We start from the raw sequence: 20986 nt of genomic DNA, 5'->3' as shown, positions 1-20986 counted from the left end.
TCAGAAGGCCTCCGCGGGCAGCGCCATCAGGGTCGCCGAACCGGTCTTCAGTTTGGCCAGATGCGCCCCTGCGTCAGGCAAGACCCGCTCGATGAAATAACGGGCCGTGGCGACCTTGGTCGTGAAGAACGGGTCGGTGGAGCCTTCGGCGATCTTGGCGTTAGCCGCCTTGACCATCAGGGCCCACATGTACGCCAGGCCCGTCAGGCCGAAGAGGTGCATGTAGTCGGTCGAGGCGGCGCCCGCGTTGTCGGGGTTCTGCAGGCCGTTCTGCATCAGCCACATGGTGCCGTCCTGCAGCTGGGCCTTGGTCGCCGCCAGGGCGTCGATGAACGGCTTCAGCTCGGCGTCGCCGTCGTTCTCGCCGACGAACTGGTCGATCTCCTGGAAGAAGGTCATCACGCCGCGGCCGCCCTTGGCCGCCAGCTTGCGGCCGACCAGGTCGAGGGCCTGCACGCCGTTGGTGCCTTCGTAGATCAGGGCGATGCGGCAGTCGCGCAGGTACTGGCTGACCGGGAAGTGCTCGGTGAAGCCCGAGCCGCCGTGCACCTGAACCGCGTTGGAGCAGGCCTGGAAGCCGCGGTCGGTCAGGTAGCCTTTGAGGACCGGGGTCAGCAGGCCCATGTAGTCCTCGGCCTTGGTGCGCACCGCTTCATCCGGGTGAGCGTGGGCCAGGTCGCCGTGCAGGGCGGTCCAGAACAGGAAGGCGCGGCCGCCTTCGATGATGGCCTTGTTCTCCAGCAGCAGGCGACGCACGTCCGGGTGGACGATGATCGGGTCGGCCGGGCCGTCGGCGTTCTTCGGGCCGGTCAGCGAGCGGCCTTGCAGGCGGTCCTTGGCGAAGGCCACGGCGGCCTGGTTGGCCGCTTCGGCCTGGGCCACGCCCTGCAGGCCGACGCCCAGACGGGCCTCGTTCATCATCACGAACATCAGCTTCAGGCCGCTGTTCTCTTCACCGATCAGATAGCCCTCGGCGTCGTCGTACTGCATGACGCAGGTGGCGTTGCCGTGGATGCCCATCTTCTCTTCGAGGCCCACGCACTTGGCGCCCTCGTTGCGCGCGCCCACCGAGCCGTCGGCGTTCGGGAAGAACTTCGGCACGATGAACAGGCTGATGCCCTTCACGCCGGCCGGGGCGCCCTCGATGCGGGCCAGCACCAGGTGGACGATGTTGTCCGACATGTCGTGCTCGCCGGCGCTGATCCAGATCTTCTGGCCGGTGATCTTGTAGCTGCCGTCGGCTTGCGGGACGGCCTTGGTGCGCAGCAAACCGAGGTCCGTGCCGCAGTGCGGCTCGGTCAGGTTCATGGTGCCGGTCCACTCGCCCGTGATCATCTTGGGCAGGTAGGTCTGCTTCTGGGCGTCGGTGCCGCCGGTGTGGATGGCCGAATAGGCGCCGTGGGCCAGGCCCGGGTACATCGAGAAGGCCATGTTGGCGCTGCTCGACATTTCCGAGAACGACAGGTTCACGACGTGCGGCAGGCCTTGGCCGCCGTAGGTCGGATCAGAGCCGAGGCCGGTCCAGCCGCCTTCGCACAGGGCCTTGTAGGCTTCCTTGAAGCCCGGCGGGGTGGTGACGGTGTTGGTGACCGGGTCCAGCTTGCAGCCGGTCTTGTCGCCGACGCTGTTCAGCGGGGCCAGGACCTCGCCGGTGAACTGGGCCGCGCCCTCGACGATCTGCTCGACGACGTCGATCGAGGCGTCGGCGAAGGCCGGCAGGTTGCCGTACTGCTCGATGTTGAGCACGTCGCGCAGCAGGAACATGTGATCGCGAACGGGCGGCTGATAGGTCATTTAAAGCAGTCCTGATGGGTCGGATCGGGGAGGTGGAACCAAGGCCCGCCCGCCCCGCCGGTCTTGGCGGAAACGGGTGCGGCCTTGCGTGTTTTGAGCCTTACTTACCGAGCGCCATTTCGGCGCCGTCGAGGCGGGCGCGCAGCAGCTGTTCGTAGTCGGCCGAGCGCGGCAGGAGGTCGGGGCGGATCTCGGCCAGGCGCTTCTCGAGGCGATCGCAGGCCTCGCGCAACTCGATCAGGGCGCCGTCGATGTCTTCGCGCTGCTGCTCCAGCGCTGAGGCGCGCTCGCGGAACTTCTTCAGCGACCGGGCCATCTGGGCCGCGCCGTCGTCGTTCTCGTCATAGAGGTCGAGCAGTTCGCGGATTTCCGACAGCGACAGGCCCACGCGCTTGCCGCGCAGAATCAGCTGCAGGCGGACGCGGTCCTTGTGGGAATAGACGCGGTTGAGGCCCTCGCGGGCCGGCGTCAGCAGGCCCTTGTCTTCGTAGAAGCGCAGCGCCCGGGGCGTGGCTTTGAATTCGTTGCACAGCTGACGGATCGAGAACGTGCGCTCGGGACGTCGAAGATCGGCTGCCATCGGTACCCTCCCAGGGTGCGGCCGGCCTTCCCGGCCGGGTCATTGGTTATCGCCGTTCACGCTAGACCGGACCTTGCGGAACGTCAACGCTTACGTAAACGTCAACCTTGACCTTGGAGCATAGGTTTACATTCCTAGGCCGGGAGCTTAATTTCCTTTCCGTGCCGTCCCCTGGACGCGTGGAGGACCCAATGCTCTCGCACGCCGAAATCTGGACCGCGATCGACGCGCTGGCCAAGCGGTTCGACATGACGCCGTCGGCCATGGCCAAGCTGGCGGGCCTGGATCCCACCGCCTTCAACCGCTCCAAGCGCGGCGACGTCGACACGCGCCCCCGCTGGCCCTCGACCGAGAGCCTGGCCAAGGTGCTGGAAGCCACGGGCGTGGGATTTTCGGAGTTCGCGGCCCTGACTGAAAGCGCCCAGGGCCGGCGGGCGGGCATCCCGCTGATCGGCCAAGCGCGGGCCGCGCCGGGCCTGTTCGACGAGGCGGGCGCGCCGCGTGGAGCGGGCTGGGAGGAGATGGAGCTTCCGGGGCCGCGGGAGGACGGACTCTACGCCCTGGAGGTCGAGGGCGACACCCTGGCGCCGGTCTATCGCGACGGCGACCGGCTTCTGGTCTCGGCGACGGCCGAGCCCCGGCGCGGCGACCGGGTGGTGGTGATGACCACCGATGGCGAGGTGCTGATCAAGGAACTGGGCCGGCTGACGGCCCGGACGATCGAGCTGACCTCGGTCCTGCGTGACGGCGACGACCGCACGCTCGACCGCATGGCGGTGGCCTGGGTCGCCTGCGTGCAGTGGGTCAGCCAGTAAGCCGACCCGACCTTTCTTTCGAGCACTCCTTCATCCGATAACCGCTTCGCACTTATCGGGGAACGCTCGCCTCAGGTACGCGGGCAGTCGGYGTGGTGGCCGTTGAGCCAGTCGCGCAGCGCCGCGGCGCGGGGATCCTCGCACGACACGTCGACCCGGTAGGAGGCCCAGGTGTCGTTGTGGGCGGCCTCGATGCGGGCGCCGGGGAACTGCGAAGCGATGCCGCCGATCAGGGAGTCGAATTCCGAACGATCGTGCGGGCGAAGCGTGAAGGAAGCCATCGGACTATTCCTGGTTCTGATGGTTCCGAGCCTAGACTCCGAAGTTCGCACAAACCCTTAATTCGAAATTCAGAAAGCGTTCATGAAACGAGGCACGGTGTCGCAGGACGGCGGCCGCCACGGAGAATGCGCGCAAATCCGACCTTGAACCCCCTCCCACCCTGATGTTGAGATAGAGCAGTCAGATCCAATCCGCCGGAGGGGGGGGGGGGGTAATGAAGATATTCATTAGCTGGAGCGGAAAGCGCAGCAAAGCGCTAGCCATCGCTCTCAAAGAATGGCTCCCCCTGATACTGCAATATGCGAAGCCATGGGTTTCCGAAAAAGACATTTCAGCCGGAGAACGCTGGGCTCAAGCCATCGCAGGCGAACTTGAATCCTCAAATTTCGGAATCCTTTGCATTACGCCGGAAAATCTTCGATCCGAATGGATCCTGTTTGAGGCAGGAGCCCTCTCAAAATCCATGCTTGATGCGAAGGTGATACCGCTACTCTTCGGGCTTGAATTAAGCGACCTGAGCGGGCCGCTCTCGCAATTTCAAGCCCTCAAAGTGGATCAGCAGGGTTTGATGGACGTAGTCAAAGCCATCAATGCAGTCGCAGAAAATAAGGCGGCAGATGCGACAATAAATCAACTCGTTCCGGCTCTTTGGCCGCAACTTCAGACGAAACTAGACGAAATACCTGACCAAGAACCCTCAGACAAGCACATGCGCCCCCAAGCAGACATACTTGAGGACCTGGTATCCCAAGTCCGAGGCCTCGGCGCCAGAATGAACGACTTTTCGCCCGAAATATTGGAAAGAGAAATTCGTTATCGTTCGCCAAAGCACTGGGATTTGGACCCCAGGACGATGAACGAAATGATGCACACGTTCGTGGACATGCGTGAAAGCGATATGTCTCTTTTGATGATTGCCGGCCTCATAAGAGATCGCATTCCATGGTTGTCGGAAATTCTTATTGAGTCTTACCGCGAGCTCAAGACAGCTAGCGAGGATGATGCTCGCGAGATCGGACGACGCCTAATGAGGATCATAAAACAATCCACGCGCAACCCGATTAGCGATCGACTAATCGGAGGCAGTAAATCCAATCATATGTTAATTATGGAATTGCCGCACTTTGTCGATCGCGCGATCTCGCTACGATTAGATTCTATACAAGAATCCATCGCTGAAGAGATAGAGCAAGCAACAAAGCAAAGCTAGACCTGAGGCAACCTCAAAGTTGGGCATTTACCCCCTACCGATAAGGTAGGGGGTAGAGGGGCGACATTCCCTAGCCCAGCTTCTCTTCGATCAGGGCGATCGTGCGATCGATCCCGAAGATCGCCGCGAACGAGCCGAAGCGCGGGCCCTGGCTCTGGCCGAGCAGCACTTCGTACAGGGCCTGGAACCAGGCGCGTAGGGGATCAAAGCCGTGGGTCTTGCCGACCTCGAACACCTCGTTCTGGATCAGCTCGGCGTCTTGGGTGCCGGCCGGCATGGCCTTCAGCTTGGCCAGCAGGTCGAGGATCGCGGCGCGTTCCTGGTCGGTCGGGGCGCGGAAGGTCTTCGTCGGTTTGACGAAGTCCTCGTAGTAGTTGATCGCATAGCCGGCCAGGCGGTCGAGCAGCGGCTGGGTTTCCGCCGACGCGCCCGGGATGTAGCGCGACAGGAAGCCCCAGAGGATCTCCTTGGTCGAGGCGTCGGCGGCCGACACCAGGTTCAGCATCAGGCTGAACGACACCGGCGAGCCTTGCTCCGGCGGCTTGCCGGCGTGGATGTGCCAGACCGGGTTGTCGAGCTGCTTGGCGCCTTCCTGGCGGCCGAAGGCGTCCAGTTGCTGCAGGTACTCGTCCGTCGCCTTGGGGATGACGTCGAAATAGAGCTTCTTGGCCGACTTGGGGCTCTGGAACATGTAGTACGACAGGCTTTCCGGCGCGCCGTAGCGCAGCCAGTCCTCCATCGACAGGCCGTTGCCCTTGGACTTGGAGATCTTCTGGTTGTTCTCGTCCAGGAAGAGCTCGTAGTTGAAGCCTTCGGGCGGAACGCCGCCCAGGGCCTTGCAGATCGCGCTGGAGGCCTTGACCGAGTCGATCAGGTCCTTGCCGCTCATCTCGTAGTCGACGCCCAGGGCGGTCCAGCGCATGGCCCAGTCGGGCTTCCACTGCATCTTCACGTGGCCGCCGGTGACCGGGACCTCGACCTTGGAGCCGTCCTCGTCCTCGAAGACGATCGTGCCCTTCTCGACGTTGCGCTCCAGGGTCGGAACCTGCAGCACCTTGCCGGTGGTCGGGCTGACCGGGAGGAACGGCGAATAGGTGGCGCGGCGCTCTTCGCCCAGGGTCGGCAGCATGACCTTCTGGATGGCGTCGAAACGCGCCAGGGCCGTCAGCAGCGTCTCGTCGAACAGGCCGCCTTTGTAGCATTCCGTCGAGCTGACGAACTCGTACTCGAAGCCGAAGCTGTCGAGGAAGGCGCGCAGGCGGGCGTTGTTGTGGGCGCCGAAGCTGTCATGGGTGCCGAAGGGGTCGCGGACGACCGTCAGCGGCTTGCCCAGGTCCTCGATCAGCGGCTGCTTGTTCTCGATGTTGTCCGGAACCTTGCGCAGGCCGTCCATGTCGTCGCTGAAAGCGATCAGGCGGGTCGGGATGTGGTCGTCGACCAGCGCGCGGAAGGCCTGGCGCACCATGGTCGTGCGCGCCACTTCACCGAACGTGCCCAGGTGCGGCAGACCGGACGGGCCATAGCCGGTCTCGAAGATCACGGCCTTGGAAAGGGCCGGATAGGCTTTCACCGCCTCGTCGGTCTTGCCGGCGTCGATCAGGGCTTTCGCAGCGTCCTGGTCGGCGCGGTCGGGGAGGCGCACGCGCAGGACGCGGGCGATGGTGGCGCGCGCCTGCTCGAACGGCCAGGAGCGGGCTTCGCGGGCGAGGGGGGAGAGGCCTTCAAACATGGCCGCGCGTATAAACCCTGGCGGGGAATGAGGCTAGGGCGTGGGGATCACAGACACACCGCTTGTCAGAACAGACGCGGATCGAACCGGAACGGCTCCTCGCGCTCAACCCGGACGCCGACGAAGGCCGGATGGCGTGGATTGATCAGCGTATTGATCTCCTGGGGCACCACCTGGCTAGGCACGCGCAGACACAGCGCCTCGCCGGCTGCCAGGAAGGCGTCACCGACCGTCACGCTGTCACCCGGCGGCGTGTCCAGCGCCACACTCGGCGCATTGTCGGGCACGTAGATCCACAGCAGGCGGTAGTCCAGCGGCAGCAGGTCAGGCGCCAGGTCGAGATGCACCAGAACCTCCAGCACGGCCAGGCTCGGGCTGGCGGCGGTGTAGAGCATCGGCCGCCCGGGCGAGTTCCAGCGCCCGCCGTAGAGCCGAGCCCCCCCCGTCCAGGCCGACATGGGCGGCCTTGGCGATGCGATGGACGGTCATCGACGAACCCTCAGAAGTGATCCGCCTTCGGATTCATACCGCATGGCGTGCTACGTCAAATGCACGTCTCAAGCCGCCAGGCCGTGGGCGATCTGGCCCAGCAGCCGCTCGACGCCCTGGGCGCCGAGATCGGTGTCGGCCATCGAGATCGGCGTCTGGCCTTCCAGCGTACGATTGGGCCGCTCCAGCCAGCGCCAGGCGCGCTCCTGGTCGCCCAGCACGTCCTCGGCGGCCGCCACCATGCGGGCGATCCGCACCATGCGGTCAGACTCGGCCGGATCCAGCGGCTGGTCGGCGTCCCGGCGGCGATTGAAGGTGCGCCGCGGCATCACATAGGGCTCGATGGCCGAGAACGGCTGATGCGTGGCCGCCAGGAAGCCATCAACCGAAGCGACCGGCAGGCCCCTGCGGACCAGCCGGACCACGTCGAACTCCGTAGCCAGCGGGCCTGTTACCGCCTCACCGCCAAGCAGTTCTTGGATTTTCACAACCGTGGCCATGCGATGCCAACCAAACGCCGCTACATCAGCAGCGTTTTGAATATAGGCCGAAGGCGGGCTGTGGACAAGTTCCACACCCACTCCCTCGTCATCCCGGCCGGAGCACAGCGGAGAGCCGGGACCCAGGGGACTGGGAGCGGTATTCAGACTGCCCCTTCGCAGACACAGCCGCATTGCGCCGGCCCCTGGGTCCCGGGTCTACGGCCCGCTGTGCGGTCCTTCGCCCGGGATGACGGACTTGGGGTTACGCCACCTTCGCGCCCGCCCGGTTGCGCACCAGGTCGTCGACCACAGACGGATCGGCCAGGGTCGAGGTGTCGCCCAGGGCGTCGACCGCGTTCTCGGCGATCTTGCGCAGGATGCGGCGCATGATCTTGCCCGAGCGGGTCTTGGGCAGGCCGGGCGCCCATTGCAGGACGTCCGGCGCGGCGAAGGGGCCGATCTCGTGACGCACCCACAGCACCAGCTGCTTGCGCAGTTCCTCGGTGGCGACCGCGTCGGCCTTCAGGGTGACATAGGCGTAGACGCCCTGGCCCTTGATGTCGTGCGGATAGCCGACCACCGCGGCCTCGGCGACGGCTTCGTGGGCCACCAGGGCGCTCTCGATCTCGGCCGTGCCCAGGCGGTGGCCCGAGACGTTGATGACGTCGTCGACCCGGCCGGTGATCCAGTAGTAGCCGTCGGCGTCGCGCTTGCAGCCGTCGCCGGTGAAGTACTTGCCGGGATAGGTCGAGAAATAGGTCTCGAAGAAGCGCTGGTGGTCGCCATAGACCGTGCGCATCTGGCCCGGCCAGCTGTCGGTGATCACGAGGTTGCCCTCGGTCGCGCCCTCAAGCACGGCGCCCTCGGCGTCGACCAGCTGCAGCTTCACGCCCGGCAGCGGCTTGGTGGCCGAGCCCGGCTTGAGGTCGGTGGCGCCCGGCAGCGGCGAGACGAGGATGCCGCCGGTCTCGGTCTGCCACCAGGTGTCGACGATCGGCAGGCGGTCCTTGCCGACCACGCGATGATACCAGAGCCAAGCTTCCGGATTGATCGGCTCGCCGACGCTGCCCAGCAGGCGCAGCGACGACAGGTCGTTCTTCAGAACGTGCTCGTCGCCCTCGCGCATCAGGGCGCGCAGGGCCGTGGGCGCGGTGTAGAAGATCTCGACCTTGTGCTTGTCGACCACGTCCCAGAAGCGCGACGGGGTCGGGTAGTTGGGCACGCCCTCGAAGATCAGGCTGGTCCCGCCGTTGGCCAGCGGGCCGTAGACCACGTAGCTGTGGCCGGTGACCCAGCCCACGTCGGCGGTGCACCAGAAGATTTCGCCGGGGCGGTAGTCGAACACCGACTCGAAGGTCCAGCTGGCCCAGGCCAGGTACCCCCCGGTGGTGTGCAGCACGCCCTTGGGCTTACCCGTCGAGCCGGAGGTGTAGAGGATGAACAGCGGATCCTCGGCGTTCATCGGCTCAGGCGTGCAGTCGGGCGACGCCGCGTCCCTGACGTCGTTCCAGATCACGTCGCGACCTTCGACCACCGGCACGTCGGCGCCGGTCCAGCGGACCATCAGCACCTTCTCGACCTGCGGGCAGTGGGTCAGGGCCTCGTCGATATTGGCCTTCAGCGGCACGGTCTTGCCGCCGCGACGGCCCTGGTCGGCGGTGATGACCAGGCGCGAGTCGCAATCCTGGATGCGGCCGGCGATGCTGTCGGGCGAGAAGCCGCCGAACACCACCGAATGGATGGCGCCGATGCGCGCGCAGGCCAGCATGGCGATCGCCGCCACGGGCACCATCGGCAGGTAGATGGTGATCCGGTCGCCCTTCCTGGCGCCCAGGTCCTTCAGCACATTGGCCATGCGGCAGACCTGGTCGTGCAGCTGGCAGTAGGTGATCTTGTCGGAGACGCCCGGCTCGTCACCCTCGAAGATCAGGGCGACGTCGTCCTTGCGGTGCGGCAGATGGCGGTCGATGCAGTTGGCGCTGACGTTCAGCACCCCGTCCTCGTACCAGCGGATGCGGAAGTCGTCCTTGGCGTAGGAGACGTTCTTGATCTTCGTCGGGGCCTTGATCCAGTCGAGGCGGGCGGCGAGATCGCGCCAATAGCCCTCGGGGTCGCTTTCGACGCGGGCCACGGCGGCCTCGTAGCCCTCGGCGTCGATATGGGCCTTGCCCGCCCAGTCTTCCGGCACCGGAAACAGCTGTCCGTCGCTCACCACGCGTCTCCCTAACGTCTCTTCAGTCGATCTTGTCGTCGCCAGCGGTCTTGCCGCTGCGTCAGTCGTCGTCTTGCGAGCGGGAGTATGCGAAGCATCACCCCCCGCGCAAGCAGACCAATTCTGTTTCTGACGACAGAAAGTTGGTCTTGTTCGATTTGTCGGTTTTGGAGCTCCTAGCGCCCACCCTATCAGCCCGTCATTCCCGCCCTTGTGGCGGGAAACCCTGGTTCAGCCCGCAAGGGCGTAGCAAGCGGCGCGCTTAGCGCGCCGCCCCTTCTGCACTTGCAGCGGATAGAGGGGTTCCCGCCACAAGGGCGGGAATGACGGGAAGAAAAAGTGGGTCCTAGAAGAAGCCCAGCGCCTTGGCGCTGTAGCTGACCAGCAGGTTCTTGGTCTGCTGATAGTGGTCGAGCATCATCTTGTGGGTCTCGCGGCCCACGCCCGACTGCTTGTAGCCGCCGAAGGCCGCGTGGGCCGGATAGGCGTGGTAGCAGTTGGTCCACACCCGGCCGGCCTGGATGCCGCGCCCGAAGCGGTAGGCGCGCGCGCCGTCGCGGGTCCACACCCCGGCGCCGAGACCGAAGGCGGTGTCGTTGGCGATCTCCAGCGCCTCTTCCTCGGTCTCGAAGGCGGTCACCGCCAGGACGGGGCCGAAGATCTCCTCCTGGAAGATCCGCATCTTGTTGTGGCCCTCGAACACAGTGGGCTCGACATAGAACCCGTCGGCCAGCTGGCCGGGCAGCACGGTGCGAGAGCCGCCGGTCAGCAGGCGCGCGCCCTCGTTGCGGCCCACGTCCATGTAGCCGAGGATCTTATTCAGCTGCTCCTCGGAGGCCTGGGCGCCGATCATGGTGGCGGGATCCAGCGGATTGCCCTGCACCACCGCCTGCACGCGCTTCAGCGCCTTCTCCATGAACTTGTCGTAGATCGACTTCTGCACCAGCGCACGGCTGGGGCAGGTGCAGACCTCGCCCTGGTTCAGGGCGAACATCGCAAAGCCTTCCAGCGCCTTGTCGAGATAGTCGTCATCCTGCGCGGCCACGTCGGCGAAGAAGATGTTGGGCGACTTGCCGCCCAGCTCCAGCGTCACCGGGATCAGGTTCTGGCTGGCGTACTGCATGATGAGGCGCCCGGTGCTCGTCTCGCCGGTGAAGGCGATCTTGGCGATGCGCGGGCTGGACGCCAGCGGCTTGCCCGCCTCCAGGCCGAAACCGTTGACCACATTGACCACGCCCGGCGGCAGCAGGTCGCCGATCAGCTCGAACAGCACCATGATCGAGGCCGGGGTCTGCTCGGCGGGCTTCAGCACCACGCAGTTGCCGGCCGCGAGCGCGGGAGCCAGCTTCCAGCAGGCCATCAGCAGCGGGAAGTTCCACGGGATGATCTGGCCGACCACGCCCAGCGGTTCGTGGAAGTGATAGGCGATGGTGTCGTGGTCGATCTCGGAGATCGCGCCTTCCTGGCTGCGCAGGCAGCCGGCGAAATAGCGGAAGTGGTCGATGGCCAGCGGCAGGTCGGCGGCCGTGGTCTCGCGGATCGGCTTGCCGTTGTCCCAGGTCTCGGCGTTGGCCAGGACGGCGAGGTTCTCCTCCATGCGGTCGGCGATCTTCAGCAGGATCCGCGAGCGGTCGGCGGCGCTGGTCCTGCCCCAGGCGTCCTTGGCGGCGTGGGCGGCGTCCAGGGCGCGCTCGACGTCTTCGGCCTGCGAGCGGGCGATCTCGCAGATCTTGCGGCCGGTGATCGGCGAGGCGTTGTCGAAGTAACGGCCTTCGGCCGGGGCGACCCACTGGCCGCCGATGAAGTTGTCGTAGCGCGCCTTGAACGGCGGGCGGGACAGCGAGTCGATGAACTCGGGCTTGGTCATGGTTTCCTCCGTCGCGCCGTGTTCGGCGTCGCAGGGAGGAGCTTGCGCCCGGATTTTTGATCTGGAGCGGGACGGCGGCGGAGACCGGTACGGGGTGTCTCAGGTTTGCGACAGGTGGAGGCGGCTTCTAAAGACCCTCTCCCAGAGGGAGAGGGAGGGGCCCAGGCGATAGCCTGGGAGGGTGAGGGGTTTCAGCGTGTCAGGTTGAAGCGCGGGGCCGTGGTCTTTCCGGAAAGGGTGAAACCTCTCACCCTCCCACCGCTGCGCGGCGGGCCCCTCCCTCTCTCCTAGAGAGAGGGTTCAGTTACCCCGCCCCAGCCCAAGCCGGTTGATCTTGCGGTGCAGCGTCGCGCGGCTGACGCCCAGCGCGGTCGCGGCGGCGGAGACGTTGCCGCCGGCCGCCCCCAGCGCCCGACGCACCGCGGCGCGTTCGGCGTCTTCCAGGTCGGCGCCGCGATCGGGCGAGGGCAGGCCGCGCCGCAGCTTGTCGTCGGTCAGCTCCAGGGCCTGGCGGGCGGCGCGGGTGGCGCCGATGACGACGTCGTCGGCGTCGACAGCCAGCATCGGGGTTGAGGCGCGGTCGGCGCGGCCGTCGGCCAGCAGCACGATGCGCGCGCCGGGGAAGGCCTCGCGGAAGGCCCTGGACTCGATGCGCCGAGCCGCGTCGTTGACCACCGCCTCCATCAGCCCGGTCATGCCCTCCAGCCCCTGCCGGCAGGACGAGACGTCCAGAGCGCCCGCCAGCCGCCCCTGCGGGTCGAACAGCGGCGCGACGGTGCAGGAAAGGCCGATGTTGCGGGTGTGGAAGTGCTGGTCGCGGTGGATGGTCAGGGTGCGCTGCTCGGCGATGCAGGTGCCGATGCCGTTGGTGCCTTCGCTGGCCTCGCTCCACACCGCGCCCGTCCACAGGCCCCAGCGGTGGAACACCGGATCGTCGGCCGCCGCGCCCCGGCGGTCGACCGGCACGCCGACGCTGTCGGTCAGCAGCACGCACGAGCCTTGCGCGCCGACGGCCTGGAACAGGGCGTCCAGCGTGTCGGACGCCGCCGCGCGCAGGGCGCCCATGCGCTCCTGGGCCTCCAGCAGCTCGCGCTCGGAGAGGGTTTCGGGGGCCTTGCGGTTCTCGGGATCCAGGCCGTGCAGCACCAAGCTGCGCCGCCAGGACGCCGCCACCGGCGACAGGGCCGGCCCCGCGCCGTCGAGCACGGCCAGCACGTCCCGGGCGTGGGCTTGGGCCATCAGCGGTCTCCTCCCCGGCGTTCTGCATGACGCCGGGCCGGCACCTTGCGCGCGGCAGGCGCCCGGGGGCAAGCACGCGCAGGTCGAGTGCGCCGCGGCTCGGCCGCACGCCGTTCGGGCAGATTGGGGGTCGGCGAAGCCCGACTTCGGGCGTAAAGCGCTGGCAAGGCCGGTCGCAACCCCGGCCGCCGACGCCTTCCGGAGTACCCCGCCATGCTGCTCGCCCTCTCGACCTGGCCCGAGATCGAAGCCTTCCTCCAGCGTTCGAAGACGGTGATCGTACCGATCGGCTCCAACGAGCAGCACGGGCCGACGGGCCTTTTGGGCACCGACTGGCTGTGCCCCGAGATCATCGCCCACGAGGCCTCCAAGCGTTCGGACGAGGTGCTGGTGGCGCCGACCTTCAATGTCGGCATGGCCCAGCACCATCTGGCCTTCCCGGGCACCATCTTCCTGCGCCCGTCGACCTTCATGGCCGCCATCGGCGACTGGACGCGCTCGCTAGGCGCCCACGGGTTCGAGAAGATCTATTTCCTCAACGGCCACGGCGGCAACGTCGCCACCATCGAGGCGGCCTTTTCGGAAATCTACGCCGAGTACAGCTTCCGCAAGGAGCGCTGCCCCTTCGCCATGAAGCTGAAGAACTGGTGGGACCTCGACGGCGTCAACGCCCTGGCCATGCGCCAATTCCCGGTCGGCCACGGCAGCCACGCCACGCCGTCCGAGATCGCCGTGACCCAGTGGGGCTATCCCGACAGCATCAAGACCGCTGAGTACGAGCCCAAGATCGCCCCCACCGGCCCGATCCGCGAGGCCCTGGACTTCCGCGCCCGCTACGCCGACGGCCGCATGGGCTCGGACCCCGCCCTGGCCACGCCCGAAAAGGGCGGCGAACTGGTGGAACAGGCCGTGGTGTCGCTGATCAAGGACCTGGCGGCGTTCGGCGGCGAGGCACGGCCGTAACGCCAGAAATGCTCCCCTTCTGGAGGAGCTGTCGCGAAGCGACTGAGGGGGTTGCTCGGCATTCGCCGCGCCAGCCCCCTCCGGCCCTCTGGGCCACCTCCCCCGAAGGGGGAGGATCTATTCAGATAACCCCCGCCCGCAGCAGGTCGTGCACGTGCAGCACGCCCACCGGGCTGCCGCCCTCGACGACGAACAGCACGGTGATCCGGCGCTCGTTCATCACCTTGAGGGCCTCGGCCGCCAGCGCGTGGGGGCCGATCACCAGCGGGCCCTTGGTCATCACTTCGCCGGCGACATGGGTCATCAGGCCGTCCATGTGGCGGCGCAGGTCGCCGTCGGTGATCAGGCCGACCAGCGCGCCGGCGCCGTCGACCACGCCCACCGCGCCGAAACGCTTCTGGCTCATCACCAGCAGGGCCTCGCTCATCGGCGCGCCCTCCCCGATCAGCGGCAGCTCGTCCTGCCCGTGCATCAGGTCGGCCACGGTGCGCAGCACCGCCCCCAGCTTGCCGCCCGGATGGAAGACGCGGAAGTCGCTGGCGGTGAAGCCGCGGCTTTCCAGCAGCGCCACGGCCAGCGCGTCGCCCAGGGCGATCTGCAGGGTGGTCGAGGTGGTCGGCGCATTGACCTCCGCCGTCGCTTCCGGCGCGTCGGGCAGCAGCAGCAGCACGTCGCCGGCCTGGCCCAGCTGGCTGGTCGCCACCGCCGTGATGGCGATCAGCGGAATGGAGAAGCGCTTGCAGTAGGCCAGCGTGTCGGCCAGCTCGCGGGCCTCGCCCGATTTCGACAGCGCCAGCACCACGTCGTCGGGACCGATCATGCCCAGGTCGCCGTGGCTGGCCTCGGCCGGATGGACGAACATCGCCTGGCTGCCGGTCGAGGCCAGGGTGGCGGCGATCTTGCGCGCCACGTGGCCCGACTTGCCCATGCCGGTGCAGACGATGCGGCCCTTGGCGTCGTGCATCACCTGCACCGCGCGCGCGAAGGCCTCGCCCAGGCCGTCGGCCATCTGGTTCAGGGCCTGAGCCTCGATGCTCAGCACCCGGCGGCCCACGGCCACGGCGTCGGAAATCGTATCGGTCATGTGGTCAGAAACTCCGTGCGCAGCCCATATCAGCCCGCGCGCGGTTGAGCGAGGCCGAGGGCTACTCGAAGAGCTCGGCCAGGTCGGCCAGCAGGTCCCGCCGCCAGGCCTCGGCCGGTCCGGCGGCGCGAGCGGCCTGCAGCCGCGCGAAGGCCTCGGCCACCGCCTCGCCGTCGACATGGTCGATCCCGTTCAGGGCGGAGAAGGCCTCGTGCGCGACCTCGAGGCCGCCCTCGATCGCGAGGTCGACCAGCAGGCCAAGGTGCGGGCCGCAGTCGTACATGGCCAGGGCGTGAACCAGCGTGCCCCGCTGGCCGGCGAGGTCGGGCCGCAGGATCAGGCGAGCCAGCACCGCGTCCAGGCCCGGCTTGCGCGCATCGGCCAGGCGCAGGGCCATGGCGTTGCGCTCGCGCGCGTCGTCGCAGGCTTCCAGAGCGTGCAGGTCGTCCGGGCTCAAGAGGCTAGCGCGGGATCTCGGCCGTCTTGACCAGGGCCACCTGGCGATAGACCGCCGCGACCTCGAAATAGCGGCCGAAGGCGGCGTGGAAGTGATCCACCGCCTGCTTCACGCCCGGGCCGCCGATCTCGCTGATGTCGTGCCAGTAGTCGTCGAGCACCATCATGCCGCCCACCTCCAGCAGGCTGGCGCAGCAGCACAGGTCGATCATCACCGCCAGGGCGGTGTGGCTGCCGTCGACATAGATCAGGTCGAACTTGTCGCCCGCCTGCAGCATCTTGGGCAGTTCGTAGGTCGAGAAGCCCTTGTGGGTCGCCACCTTGCCGAAGGTGGTGCGGGCCATGTTGCGGTGGAAGCGCGGCTCGACGGCCAGATACTTCTCTTCCGGGTTCAGGCCCTCGTCGAACCAGGGATCGATCACCGTCACGTCGAGGCGGTCGGGGAACATCCAGTCCATGAAGGCGAGGTTCCGGCCCTCATAGGCGCCGATCTCCATGTAGCGCACCTTGGGGCCGTCGGCCGGGCGCTTGGCCATGAAGTCGCGCAGCAGCGGGGCCACGAACGGAATGTTGTTGGCCGCCCAGGCCGAGGTGAACTCGAAGCCCTTGGCCTCGCAGTAGGTGGAGAAGGCGCCGGCGCTGTCGTTGTCGCGGGCCTTGCCCAGCATGGTGCGGGCCAGCTGCGGGGCCAGGCGCGGATTGATCTTGCCCAGCGAGCGGAGCTTGGCGCCCGCGCCCCGCGCGTCGACGGCGTCGGTCAGTTCGGCGTCGAAGGCGCCGGTCTGGGCGGGGGTCGTTCCGTCGGCCATGGCGGCGCGCTCCTCTCAAGGTCGAGGAACCCTAACCGACCATCGGTTAAGGAAGGGTCAGGCCGCGAAGACCTGCCCCGCCTCCACCCGGATCGGCCACGGCGTCAGGTGCTTGCCGCCGCACGGCCCCGCCACGCAGGCGCCGTCGGCGATGCGGAACAGGGCCGCGTGGCCGGCGCACAGGATCAGGTCGTTCTCGCGGGTCAGGAACCGGCCGTTGAACCCGGCCAGCGGCCAGCCGGCGTGGGGACAGCTGTCGACATAGCCGAACACCCCGCCGTCCTTGCGGACGACGAAGCCGGCGAACATCGCCTCGCCCTCGCGATACCGAAAGCCCGCCGCGCCCGGCTCGGGGATGTCGGCCAGGGCGCAGATCGCCTGGCCGGGCGCGGGGCGGGCGGGATTGTCGTCCATCGGGCCTAGAGCGCGCCGACGGCCAGGCGCCAGGGATTGATCTCGACGCTCTCGAAGATCCCGGCGGCGGTATAGGGGTCGTTGTCGGCCTGGGCCTGGGCGACGGACACGTCGTCGGCCTCGACCACCAGGATCGAACCGATCGGATTGCCCTCGTCGTTCAGCAGGGCGCCGGCCAGCTTCAGGTTGGTCGACTGGGCCAGGTATTCCAGGTGCTTGGGACGCACGGCCAGGCGGGTTTCGAGCGCGCCGGGCTTGTCCTTGCAGACGATGGCGTAGAGCGGCATGGGCGGTTTCCTTCGTGTTGTTTCGGCGAGGCCCTGCGTCCTTCGAGGCCCGCTGCGCGGGCGCCTCAGGATGAGGGGATTTCAGTGCAAGATGGTCCTCATCCTGAGGTGCGCGACGAAGGCGCGCCTCGAAGGACGCACGGTCATTCCGCCTTCAGCGGCCGCGAGAGCAGGCCGAGGATGGCGCTGTCGACGTCGACCTCGCCGGCCAGGATGGCGGCGACGGCCTCGCAGATCGGGGTCTCGACGTTCAGCTTGCGGGCCAGCGCCCGCACGGCCGGGGCCGAGGCGACGCCTTCGGCGACGCTGACCTTGCCCGCCAGGGCCTGTTCCAGGGTCTGGCCCGCGCCAAGCGCCAGGCCGACGCTCATGTTGCGCGACTGGCTGGACGAGCAGGTGAGCACCAGGTCGCCCAGGCCGCACAGGCCGGCCACGGTCTCGGCCTTGCCGCCGGCCGCCACGGCCAGGCGGGTCAGCTCGGCGAAGCCGCGGGTGATCAGGGCGGCGTGAGCGTTGCGGCCCAGGCCCTTGCCCTCGGAAATGCCGCAGGCGATGGCCAGCACGTTCTTCACCGCCCCGCCGGCCTCGGCGCCGATCACGTCGGCGGCCCAGTAGGGGCGGAAGGTCGGGATGGCGATCGCCTCGACGATCTTCCTGCCCAGCGCCTCGTCCTCGCAGGCCAGGGTGGCGGCGGCGGGCAGGCCGCGGGCGACCTCGCCGGCGAAGCTGGGCCCCGACAGCACGGCGATGGCCACGCCCGGCAGGGCCTCGGCCGCCACCTCGGTCATCAGCTTCAGCGAGCCCTGCTCGACGCCTTTGGAGCACAGCACCACCGGAACGCCCGGTTTCAGGTGCGGGGCGAGGGCCGCCATGGCCGAGCGCAGGTGCTGGGCCGGCGGCACGGCCAGGATCAGGTCGCAGGACGCCAGACCCGCCATGTCGGCGACGGCGGTGACCGCCGGCTCCAGCGTCACGCCCGGCAGGAACATCGTGTTCTCGCGCTTGTCGGCGATTGAGGCCACGACCTCCGGCTCACGCGCCTGCAGGGTCACCTGGAGACCGGCCCGGGCCGCGACCTGGGCCAGGGCCGTGCCCCAGGCCCCGGCGCCGACGACGCCCGCGTGCGTGAAGGTCATGCCTTGGCTCCCTTGCGACCGAAACTGTTGCTCGGATTGGATAACGCCGCGGCCTCGTCGAGGGGCCAGCGGGGACGCGCCACGGCGTCCAGATCGTCGGAAATGCCCGCCGCCAGGCGCTCGGCCCCGGCCAGGGCGATCATGGCGGCGTTGTCGGTGCAGTAGGCCAGCGGCGGCGCGTCGAACGAAAAGCCGTTGTCCTCGCACACCTTCAGCAGCGCCGCGCGCACCGCGCCGTTGGCGGCCACCCCGCCGGCCACGACGAAGCGGCGCTCGCCGGCCTCGTGATCGGCAGCATAGAGCTTCATGGCCCGGTCGGTGCGCTCGGAAAGCTGGCGGGCGATGGCGAACTGCACGGCGGCGGCCAGGTCGGCGCGCTCCTGCTCGGTCGTCAGCGTCGCGGCGATGCGGGCGGCGGCCGTCTTCAGGCCCGAGAACGAGAAGTCGCAGTCCTTGCGGCCCAGCAAGGCGCGCGGCAGTTCGTACTTCGAAGCATCGCCCGTCCTGGCCAGCTTCTCCAGCGCCGGACCGCCGGGATAGGGCAAACCAAGGCTCTTGGCGATCTTGTCGAAGGCTTCGCCGGCCGCGTCGTCGATCGTGGTGCCCAGGCGCTTGCAGGCGCCCACGCCGCCGACTTCCAAGAGCTGGCAGTGCCCGCCCGAGACCAGCAGCAGCAGGAAGGGATAGGCCACCTCGGCGCCCAGGCGGGCCGAGACCGCGTGGCCCTCAAGGTGGTTGACCGCCACCAGCGGCAGGTCGCGGGCCAGGGCCACCGCCTTGCCGAAAGCCAGCCCCACCATCACCCCGCCGACCAGGCCGGGGCCGGCCGTGGCCGCCACGCCGTCCAGCGCGTCATAGCCGATCCCGGCCGCGCGCATCGCCTCGGCGGCGACGCTGTCGATGACCTCGACATGGGCGCGGGCGGCGATCTCGGGCACCACGCCGCCGAACGGCGCGTGCTGCTCGAACTGGGTGCCGACGATCGACGACAGCACCTCGACGCGCCCGTCCGGGCTGCGGCGCACCACCGAGGCGGCGGTCTCGTCGCAGCTGGTCTCAAGACCAAGGATCGTAAGGCCAAACTTCGTAAGGGTTGTCATGCGGTTGCGGGGTTCCCGCCGCTCCTGTAGCAGCGAAGGCTTGTCTTTCGCATGCAGGTAACGTCCAGACCGTGTCCCGGCAACCCATCCGCATCGGCGCGCGCGGCTCCAAGCTCTCGCTCGCCCAGTCCGGCCACATGCAGGCGCGGATCGCCCACGCCCTCGGCGCGCCGCTGGACGCCGGCCCCGAAGAGATCGCGGCTTACGCCCAGCTGATCCCGATCGTCACCAGCGGCGACCGCATCCAGGACCGCCGGCTGATGGAGATCGGCGGCAAGGGCCTGTTCACCAAGGAGATCGAGGAGGCCCTGCTCGACGGCCGCATCGACTGCGCGGTGCATTCTCTGAAGGACATGCCGGCCGAACTGCCCCCGGGCCTGGTGCTGGCCGCGACGCCCGAACGCGAAGACCCCCGCGACGCCTTCATCAGCAAGGTCGCCCAGCGGCTGGAAGACCTGCCCCACGGCGCGCGCCTGGGCACCGCCTCCTTGCGTCGCCAGGCCCAGGCCCTGCACGTGCGCCCCGACCTCGACGTCGTGATGCTGCGCGGCAATGTCGACACCCGCCTGGCCAAGCTCGAGCGCGGCGAGGCCGACGCCATCCTGCTGGCCCAGTCGGGCCTCAACCGCCTGGGCATGGGCCACATCCCGCAAAGCTGGCTCGACCCGCTGGCCGCGCCGCCCGCGCCGGGCCAGGGCGCCCTGGCCATCGAGAGCCGGGCCGAAGACGTCGACGCCCCCTGGCTGGCGGCGATCCGCTGCCGCCCCACCACCATCGCCGTCGCCGCCGAACGCGGCGCGCTCTACGCCCTGGAAGGCTCGTGCCGCACGGCCGTCGGCGCCTATGGCCGCCTCGACGGATCGCGCCTGTCGCTGCTGGTCGAGGCCCTCAGCCCCGACGGCGTTATTCGCGTCCGCCACGAGGGCGAGGTGGTGCTGACCGGCGACGACGACGCCGGCCAGGCGCTCGCCCTGGGCCTTTCGCTGGGCGCGGCGGTCAAGGCCGAGGGCGGCAACGCCATCATCGCGCCGACGGAATGAACCCGGGCGCTTCCCGCGTCTGGATCACCCGCGCCCGGCCCGGCGCCGAGGCCACCGCCGCGCGCCTTTCGGCGCTCGGCTTCTCGCCGCTGATCGACCCGCTGCTGGAGGTCCGCGACCTGCCGTGGACGGCCGACCTTTCCGGCGTCGGGGCCCTGGCCTTCACCAGCCGCAACGGCCTGGCCGCCTTCGCCCGGGCCAGCGCCCGGCGCGACCTGCCGGTATTCGCGGTCGGCGCGGCCACCGCCGACCTGGCGGCCGAGGCCGGCTTCTCGCGCATCGAATCGGCCGACGGCGACGTGGCCGCCCTGGCCGCCCTGATCGCGGCCCGACGGGAAGCCTTCGAGGGCGCGGTGCTGCATCCGGCCGCCGCGGAACCGGCCGGCGACCTTGTCTCGCCGCTGGCCCGCGCCGAAATCCAGGCCTGCGCGATCGCCGTCTACGAAAGCGTCGTGCGCGCCCCTACGGCCGAAACCCTGGCGGTCCTCGACGATCTTGGCGCCGTGCTGCTGCACTCGCCCAAGGCCGCCCGGGCGCTCGCCGCCGTACTGACCGAGCATCCCGCGCCAAGCCTGAAGGCATTCTGCCTGTCGCCCGCCGTCGCCGCGCCGCTGGCCGCGCTTTGCGCCGACGGACGCCTTGGGCCTGTGGCCGCCGCGCCGCGCCCCCGTGAAACAGCGTTGTTCGACCTGCTCTCGCCTTAAGGCGAAGTTGCACCCAAATCGCGCGTGGGGCACGAATGGAGGCCATGAGCGCCGCCCCCGACCCCGCCGAAATCGCCGCCCCCAGCGACCCGGCCCTCTACGCCCGGAAGCCCCTGCTGGGCCCGATGTTCTGGGTGATGATCGTGCTGTGCGTCGCCTGCGTCGGCGCGGGCGCCGCCATCGCCCGCTTCGGCCCCGCCTGGTTCGCCCGCAAGGACGCCTCGCCGCAGGCGCCGCCGACGGCCCAGGCCCCGGTCGCGGCCGGCTTCGCCGCCCCCGCCGCCGACGTCCCGG

At 68.5% G+C, this 20986-nt stretch carries 21 protein-coding genes and 2 pseudogenes; 7 read left to right on the top strand and 16 right to left on the bottom strand.

Features of this window, described 5'->3' with window-relative positions; translation table 11 throughout:
- Nucleotides 1–1794, bottom strand: a complete 1794-nt coding sequence (locus tag AC1DCG_RS21195) for an acyl-CoA dehydrogenase C-terminal domain-containing protein (RefSeq protein WP_477029412.1) — start codon at nt 1792–1794, stop codon at nt 1–3.
- A gap of 100 nt (nt 1795–1894) precedes the next feature.
- Nucleotides 1895–2374 carry a MerR family transcriptional regulator gene (locus AC1DCG_RS21190; RefSeq protein ID WP_101718614.1) on the bottom strand — a complete coding sequence of 160 codons (480 nt, stop codon included), beginning with the start codon at nt 2372–2374 and terminating at the stop codon, nt 1895–1897.
- 191 nt (nt 2375–2565) lie between these two features.
- Here AC1DCG_RS21190 and AC1DCG_RS21185 point away from each other — a divergent pair, with 191 nt between their 5' ends.
- Nucleotides 2566–3189: a S24 family peptidase gene (locus AC1DCG_RS21185; protein ID WP_477029411.1), complete on the top strand. Its 624-nt coding sequence runs from the start codon at nt 2566–2568 to the stop codon at nt 3187–3189.
- 71 nt (nt 3190–3260) lie between these two features.
- Here AC1DCG_RS21185 and AC1DCG_RS21180 read toward each other — a convergent pair whose 3' ends face one another.
- Complete coding sequence (locus tag AC1DCG_RS21180) at nt 3261–3470, bottom strand: hypothetical protein (protein ID WP_477041650.1); 210 nt, start codon at nt 3468–3470, stop codon at nt 3261–3263.
- A gap of 215 nt (nt 3471–3685) precedes the next feature.
- Between AC1DCG_RS21180 and AC1DCG_RS21175 the strand changes: the two genes are divergently transcribed.
- A complete protein-coding gene (locus AC1DCG_RS21175) occupies nt 3686–4681 on the top strand; it encodes a toll/interleukin-1 receptor domain-containing protein (RefSeq protein ID WP_477029410.1) in 996 nt (331 codons plus the stop codon).
- Nucleotides 4682–4751: 70 nt separating this feature from the next.
- On the opposite strand, the gene AC1DCG_RS21170 is transcribed toward AC1DCG_RS21175, so the two are convergent.
- The 3 genes from AC1DCG_RS21170 to parS form a co-directional block, all read right to left on the bottom strand.
- Complete coding sequence (locus AC1DCG_RS21170) at nt 4752–6410, bottom strand: lysine--tRNA ligase (RefSeq protein ID WP_477029409.1); 1659 nt, start codon at nt 6408–6410, stop codon at nt 4752–4754.
- A gap of 65 nt (nt 6411–6475) precedes the next feature.
- The gene (locus AC1DCG_RS21165; protein WP_477029408.1) at nt 6476–6868 is read right to left on the bottom strand and encodes an RES family NAD+ phosphorylase; all 393 of its coding nucleotides are present in this window, start codon (nt 6866–6868) and stop codon (nt 6476–6478) included.
- Between the two features lie 99 nt (nt 6869–6967).
- Entirely contained in the window at nt 6968–7399 is a 432-nt protein-coding gene (gene parS / locus AC1DCG_RS21160) for a type II RES/Xre toxin-antitoxin system antitoxin (RefSeq protein ID WP_477029407.1), read from the bottom strand.
- 32 nt (nt 7400–7431) lie between these two features.
- Here parS and AC1DCG_RS21155 point away from each other — a divergent pair.
- Nucleotides 7432–7632 (top strand): annotated as a pseudogene (locus AC1DCG_RS21155) (hypothetical protein); the annotation flags it as partial.
- Between the two features lie 11 nt (nt 7633–7643).
- Here the strand turns inward: AC1DCG_RS21155 and acs are convergent.
- From acs to AC1DCG_RS21140, 3 genes are all read right to left on the bottom strand, one after another.
- Nucleotides 7644–9596, bottom strand: coding sequence for an acetate--CoA ligase (gene acs, locus AC1DCG_RS21150; RefSeq protein ID WP_477029406.1), 1953 nt, complete (start codon nt 9594–9596; stop codon nt 7644–7646).
- A gap of 343 nt (nt 9597–9939) precedes the next feature.
- On the bottom strand, nt 9940–11460 hold the full coding sequence (gene adh, locus AC1DCG_RS21145) for an aldehyde dehydrogenase (protein WP_477029405.1): 1521 nt from the start codon (nt 11458–11460) through the stop codon (nt 9940–9942).
- A 300-nt stretch (nt 11461–11760) separates the two neighbouring features.
- Nucleotides 11761–12699 carry a GAF domain-containing protein gene (locus AC1DCG_RS21140; RefSeq protein ID WP_477029404.1) on the bottom strand — a complete coding sequence of 313 codons (939 nt, stop codon included), beginning with the start codon at nt 12697–12699 and terminating at the stop codon, nt 11761–11763.
- 213 nt (nt 12700–12912) lie between these two features.
- On the opposite strand from AC1DCG_RS21140, the gene AC1DCG_RS21135 reads away from it, so the two are divergent.
- Nucleotides 12913–13662 carry a creatininase family protein gene (locus AC1DCG_RS21135; RefSeq protein ID WP_477029403.1) on the top strand — a complete coding sequence of 250 codons (750 nt, stop codon included), beginning with the start codon at nt 12913–12915 and terminating at the stop codon, nt 13660–13662.
- Nucleotides 13663–13783: 121 nt separating this feature from the next.
- Here the strand turns inward: AC1DCG_RS21135 and AC1DCG_RS21130 are convergent, their stop codons facing one another.
- The 7 genes from AC1DCG_RS21130 to tsaD all read right to left on the bottom strand — a co-directional run bounded on the left by AC1DCG_RS21130 (nt 13784) and on the right by tsaD (nt 18948).
- Nucleotides 13784–14746 carry a KpsF/GutQ family sugar-phosphate isomerase gene (locus tag AC1DCG_RS21130; protein WP_477029402.1) on the bottom strand — a complete coding sequence of 321 codons (963 nt, stop codon included), beginning with the start codon at nt 14744–14746 and terminating at the stop codon, nt 13784–13786.
- A gap of 61 nt (nt 14747–14807) precedes the next feature.
- A complete protein-coding gene (locus tag AC1DCG_RS21125) occupies nt 14808–15203 on the bottom strand; it encodes a hypothetical protein (protein ID WP_477029401.1) in 396 nt (131 codons plus the stop codon).
- Nucleotides 15204–15207: 4 nt separating this feature from the next.
- A complete protein-coding gene (locus AC1DCG_RS21120; protein ID WP_165261866.1) occupies nt 15208–16011 on the bottom strand; it encodes a class I SAM-dependent methyltransferase in 804 nt (267 codons plus the stop codon).
- A 57-nt stretch (nt 16012–16068) separates the two neighbouring features.
- Nucleotides 16069–16425, bottom strand: a complete 357-nt coding sequence (locus AC1DCG_RS21115) for a Rieske (2Fe-2S) protein (RefSeq protein ID WP_477029400.1) — start codon at nt 16423–16425, stop codon at nt 16069–16071.
- Nucleotides 16426–16430: 5 nt separating this feature from the next.
- A complete protein-coding gene (locus AC1DCG_RS21110) occupies nt 16431–16712 on the bottom strand; it encodes a YciI family protein (protein WP_477029399.1) in 282 nt (93 codons plus the stop codon).
- 143 nt (nt 16713–16855) lie between these two features.
- Nucleotides 16856–17848, bottom strand: a complete 993-nt coding sequence (locus AC1DCG_RS21105; protein ID WP_477029398.1) for an NAD(P)H-dependent glycerol-3-phosphate dehydrogenase — start codon at nt 17846–17848, stop codon at nt 16856–16858.
- Nucleotides 17845–18948 carry a tRNA (adenosine(37)-N6)-threonylcarbamoyltransferase complex transferase subunit TsaD gene (gene tsaD / locus AC1DCG_RS21100; RefSeq protein ID WP_477029397.1) on the bottom strand — a complete coding sequence of 368 codons (1104 nt, stop codon included), beginning with the start codon at nt 18946–18948 and terminating at the stop codon, nt 17845–17847. The genes AC1DCG_RS21105 and tsaD overlap by 4 nt, the downstream gene beginning before the upstream one ends.
- Nucleotides 18949–19019: 71 nt before the next feature.
- On the opposite strand from tsaD, the gene hemC reads away from it, so the two are divergent.
- The 3 genes and pseudogenes from hemC to AC1DCG_RS21085 all read left to right on the top strand — a co-directional run.
- Entirely contained in the window at nt 19020–19988 is a 969-nt protein-coding gene (hemC, locus tag AC1DCG_RS21095) for a hydroxymethylbilane synthase (protein ID WP_477029396.1), read from the top strand.
- Nucleotides 19985–20692: a uroporphyrinogen-III synthase gene (locus tag AC1DCG_RS21090; protein ID WP_477029395.1), complete on the top strand. Its 708-nt coding sequence runs from the start codon at nt 19985–19987 to the stop codon at nt 20690–20692. Before hemC ends, AC1DCG_RS21090 begins: the two co-directional genes overlap by 4 nt.
- Nucleotides 20693–20736: 44 nt before the next feature.
- Nucleotides 20737–20986, top strand: a pseudogene (locus tag AC1DCG_RS21085) (hypothetical protein); the annotation flags it as partial.

This window comes from Caulobacter sp. 10L414 (assembly GCF_056395525.1).
Note: the sequence above shows the minus strand (reverse complement) of the source record. Positions and strands in the feature narration are given on the sequence as shown.

Bases quoted from the DNA above. Each gene is read 5' to 3' on its own strand.
- AC1DCG_RS21195 (WP_477029412.1), bottom strand. From the start codon at position 1,794: ATGACCTATCAGCCGCCCGTTCGCGATCACATGTTCCTGCTGCGCGAC.
- AC1DCG_RS21190 (WP_101718614.1), bottom strand. From the start codon at position 2,374: ATGGCAGCCGATCTTCGACGTCCCGAGCGCACGTTCTCGATCCGTCAG.
- AC1DCG_RS21185 (WP_477029411.1), top strand. From the start codon at position 2,566: ATGCTCTCGCACGCCGAAATCTGGACCGCGATCGACGCGCTGGCCAAG.
- AC1DCG_RS21175 (WP_477029410.1), top strand. From the start codon at position 3,686: ATGAAGATATTCATTAGCTGGAGCGGAAAGCGCAGCAAAGCGCTAGCC.
- AC1DCG_RS21170 (WP_477029409.1), bottom strand. From the start codon at position 6,410: ATGTTTGAAGGCCTCTCCCCCCTCGCCCGCGAAGCCCGCTCCTGGCCG.
- AC1DCG_RS21165 (WP_477029408.1), bottom strand. From the start codon at position 6,868: ATGTCGGCCTGGACGGGGGGGGCTCGGCTCTACGGCGGGCGCTGGAAC.
- parS (WP_477029407.1), bottom strand. From the start codon at position 7,399: ATGGCCACGGTTGTGAAAATCCAAGAACTGCTTGGCGGTGAGGCGGTA.
- adh (WP_477029405.1), bottom strand. From the start codon at position 11,460: ATGACCAAGCCCGAGTTCATCGACTCGCTGTCCCGCCCGCCGTTCAAG.
- AC1DCG_RS21140 (WP_477029404.1), bottom strand. From the start codon at position 12,699: ATGGCCCAAGCCCACGCCCGGGACGTGCTGGCCGTGCTCGACGGCGCG.
- AC1DCG_RS21135 (WP_477029403.1), top strand. From the start codon at position 12,913: ATGCTGCTCGCCCTCTCGACCTGGCCCGAGATCGAAGCCTTCCTCCAG.
- AC1DCG_RS21130 (WP_477029402.1), bottom strand. From the start codon at position 14,746: ATGACCGATACGATTTCCGACGCCGTGGCCGTGGGCCGCCGGGTGCTG.
- AC1DCG_RS21120 (WP_165261866.1), bottom strand. From the start codon at position 16,011: ATGGCCGACGGAACGACCCCCGCCCAGACCGGCGCCTTCGACGCCGAA.
- AC1DCG_RS21115 (WP_477029400.1), bottom strand. From the start codon at position 16,425: ATGGACGACAATCCCGCCCGCCCCGCGCCCGGCCAGGCGATCTGCGCC.
- AC1DCG_RS21110 (WP_477029399.1), bottom strand. From the start codon at position 16,712: ATGCCGCTCTACGCCATCGTCTGCAAGGACAAGCCCGGCGCGCTCGAA.
- AC1DCG_RS21105 (WP_477029398.1), bottom strand. From the start codon at position 17,848: ATGACCTTCACGCACGCGGGCGTCGTCGGCGCCGGGGCCTGGGGCACG.
- tsaD (WP_477029397.1), bottom strand. From the start codon at position 18,948: ATGACAACCCTTACGAAGTTTGGCCTTACGATCCTTGGTCTTGAGACC.
- AC1DCG_RS21090 (WP_477029395.1), top strand. From the start codon at position 19,985: ATGAACCCGGGCGCTTCCCGCGTCTGGATCACCCGCGCCCGGCCCGGC.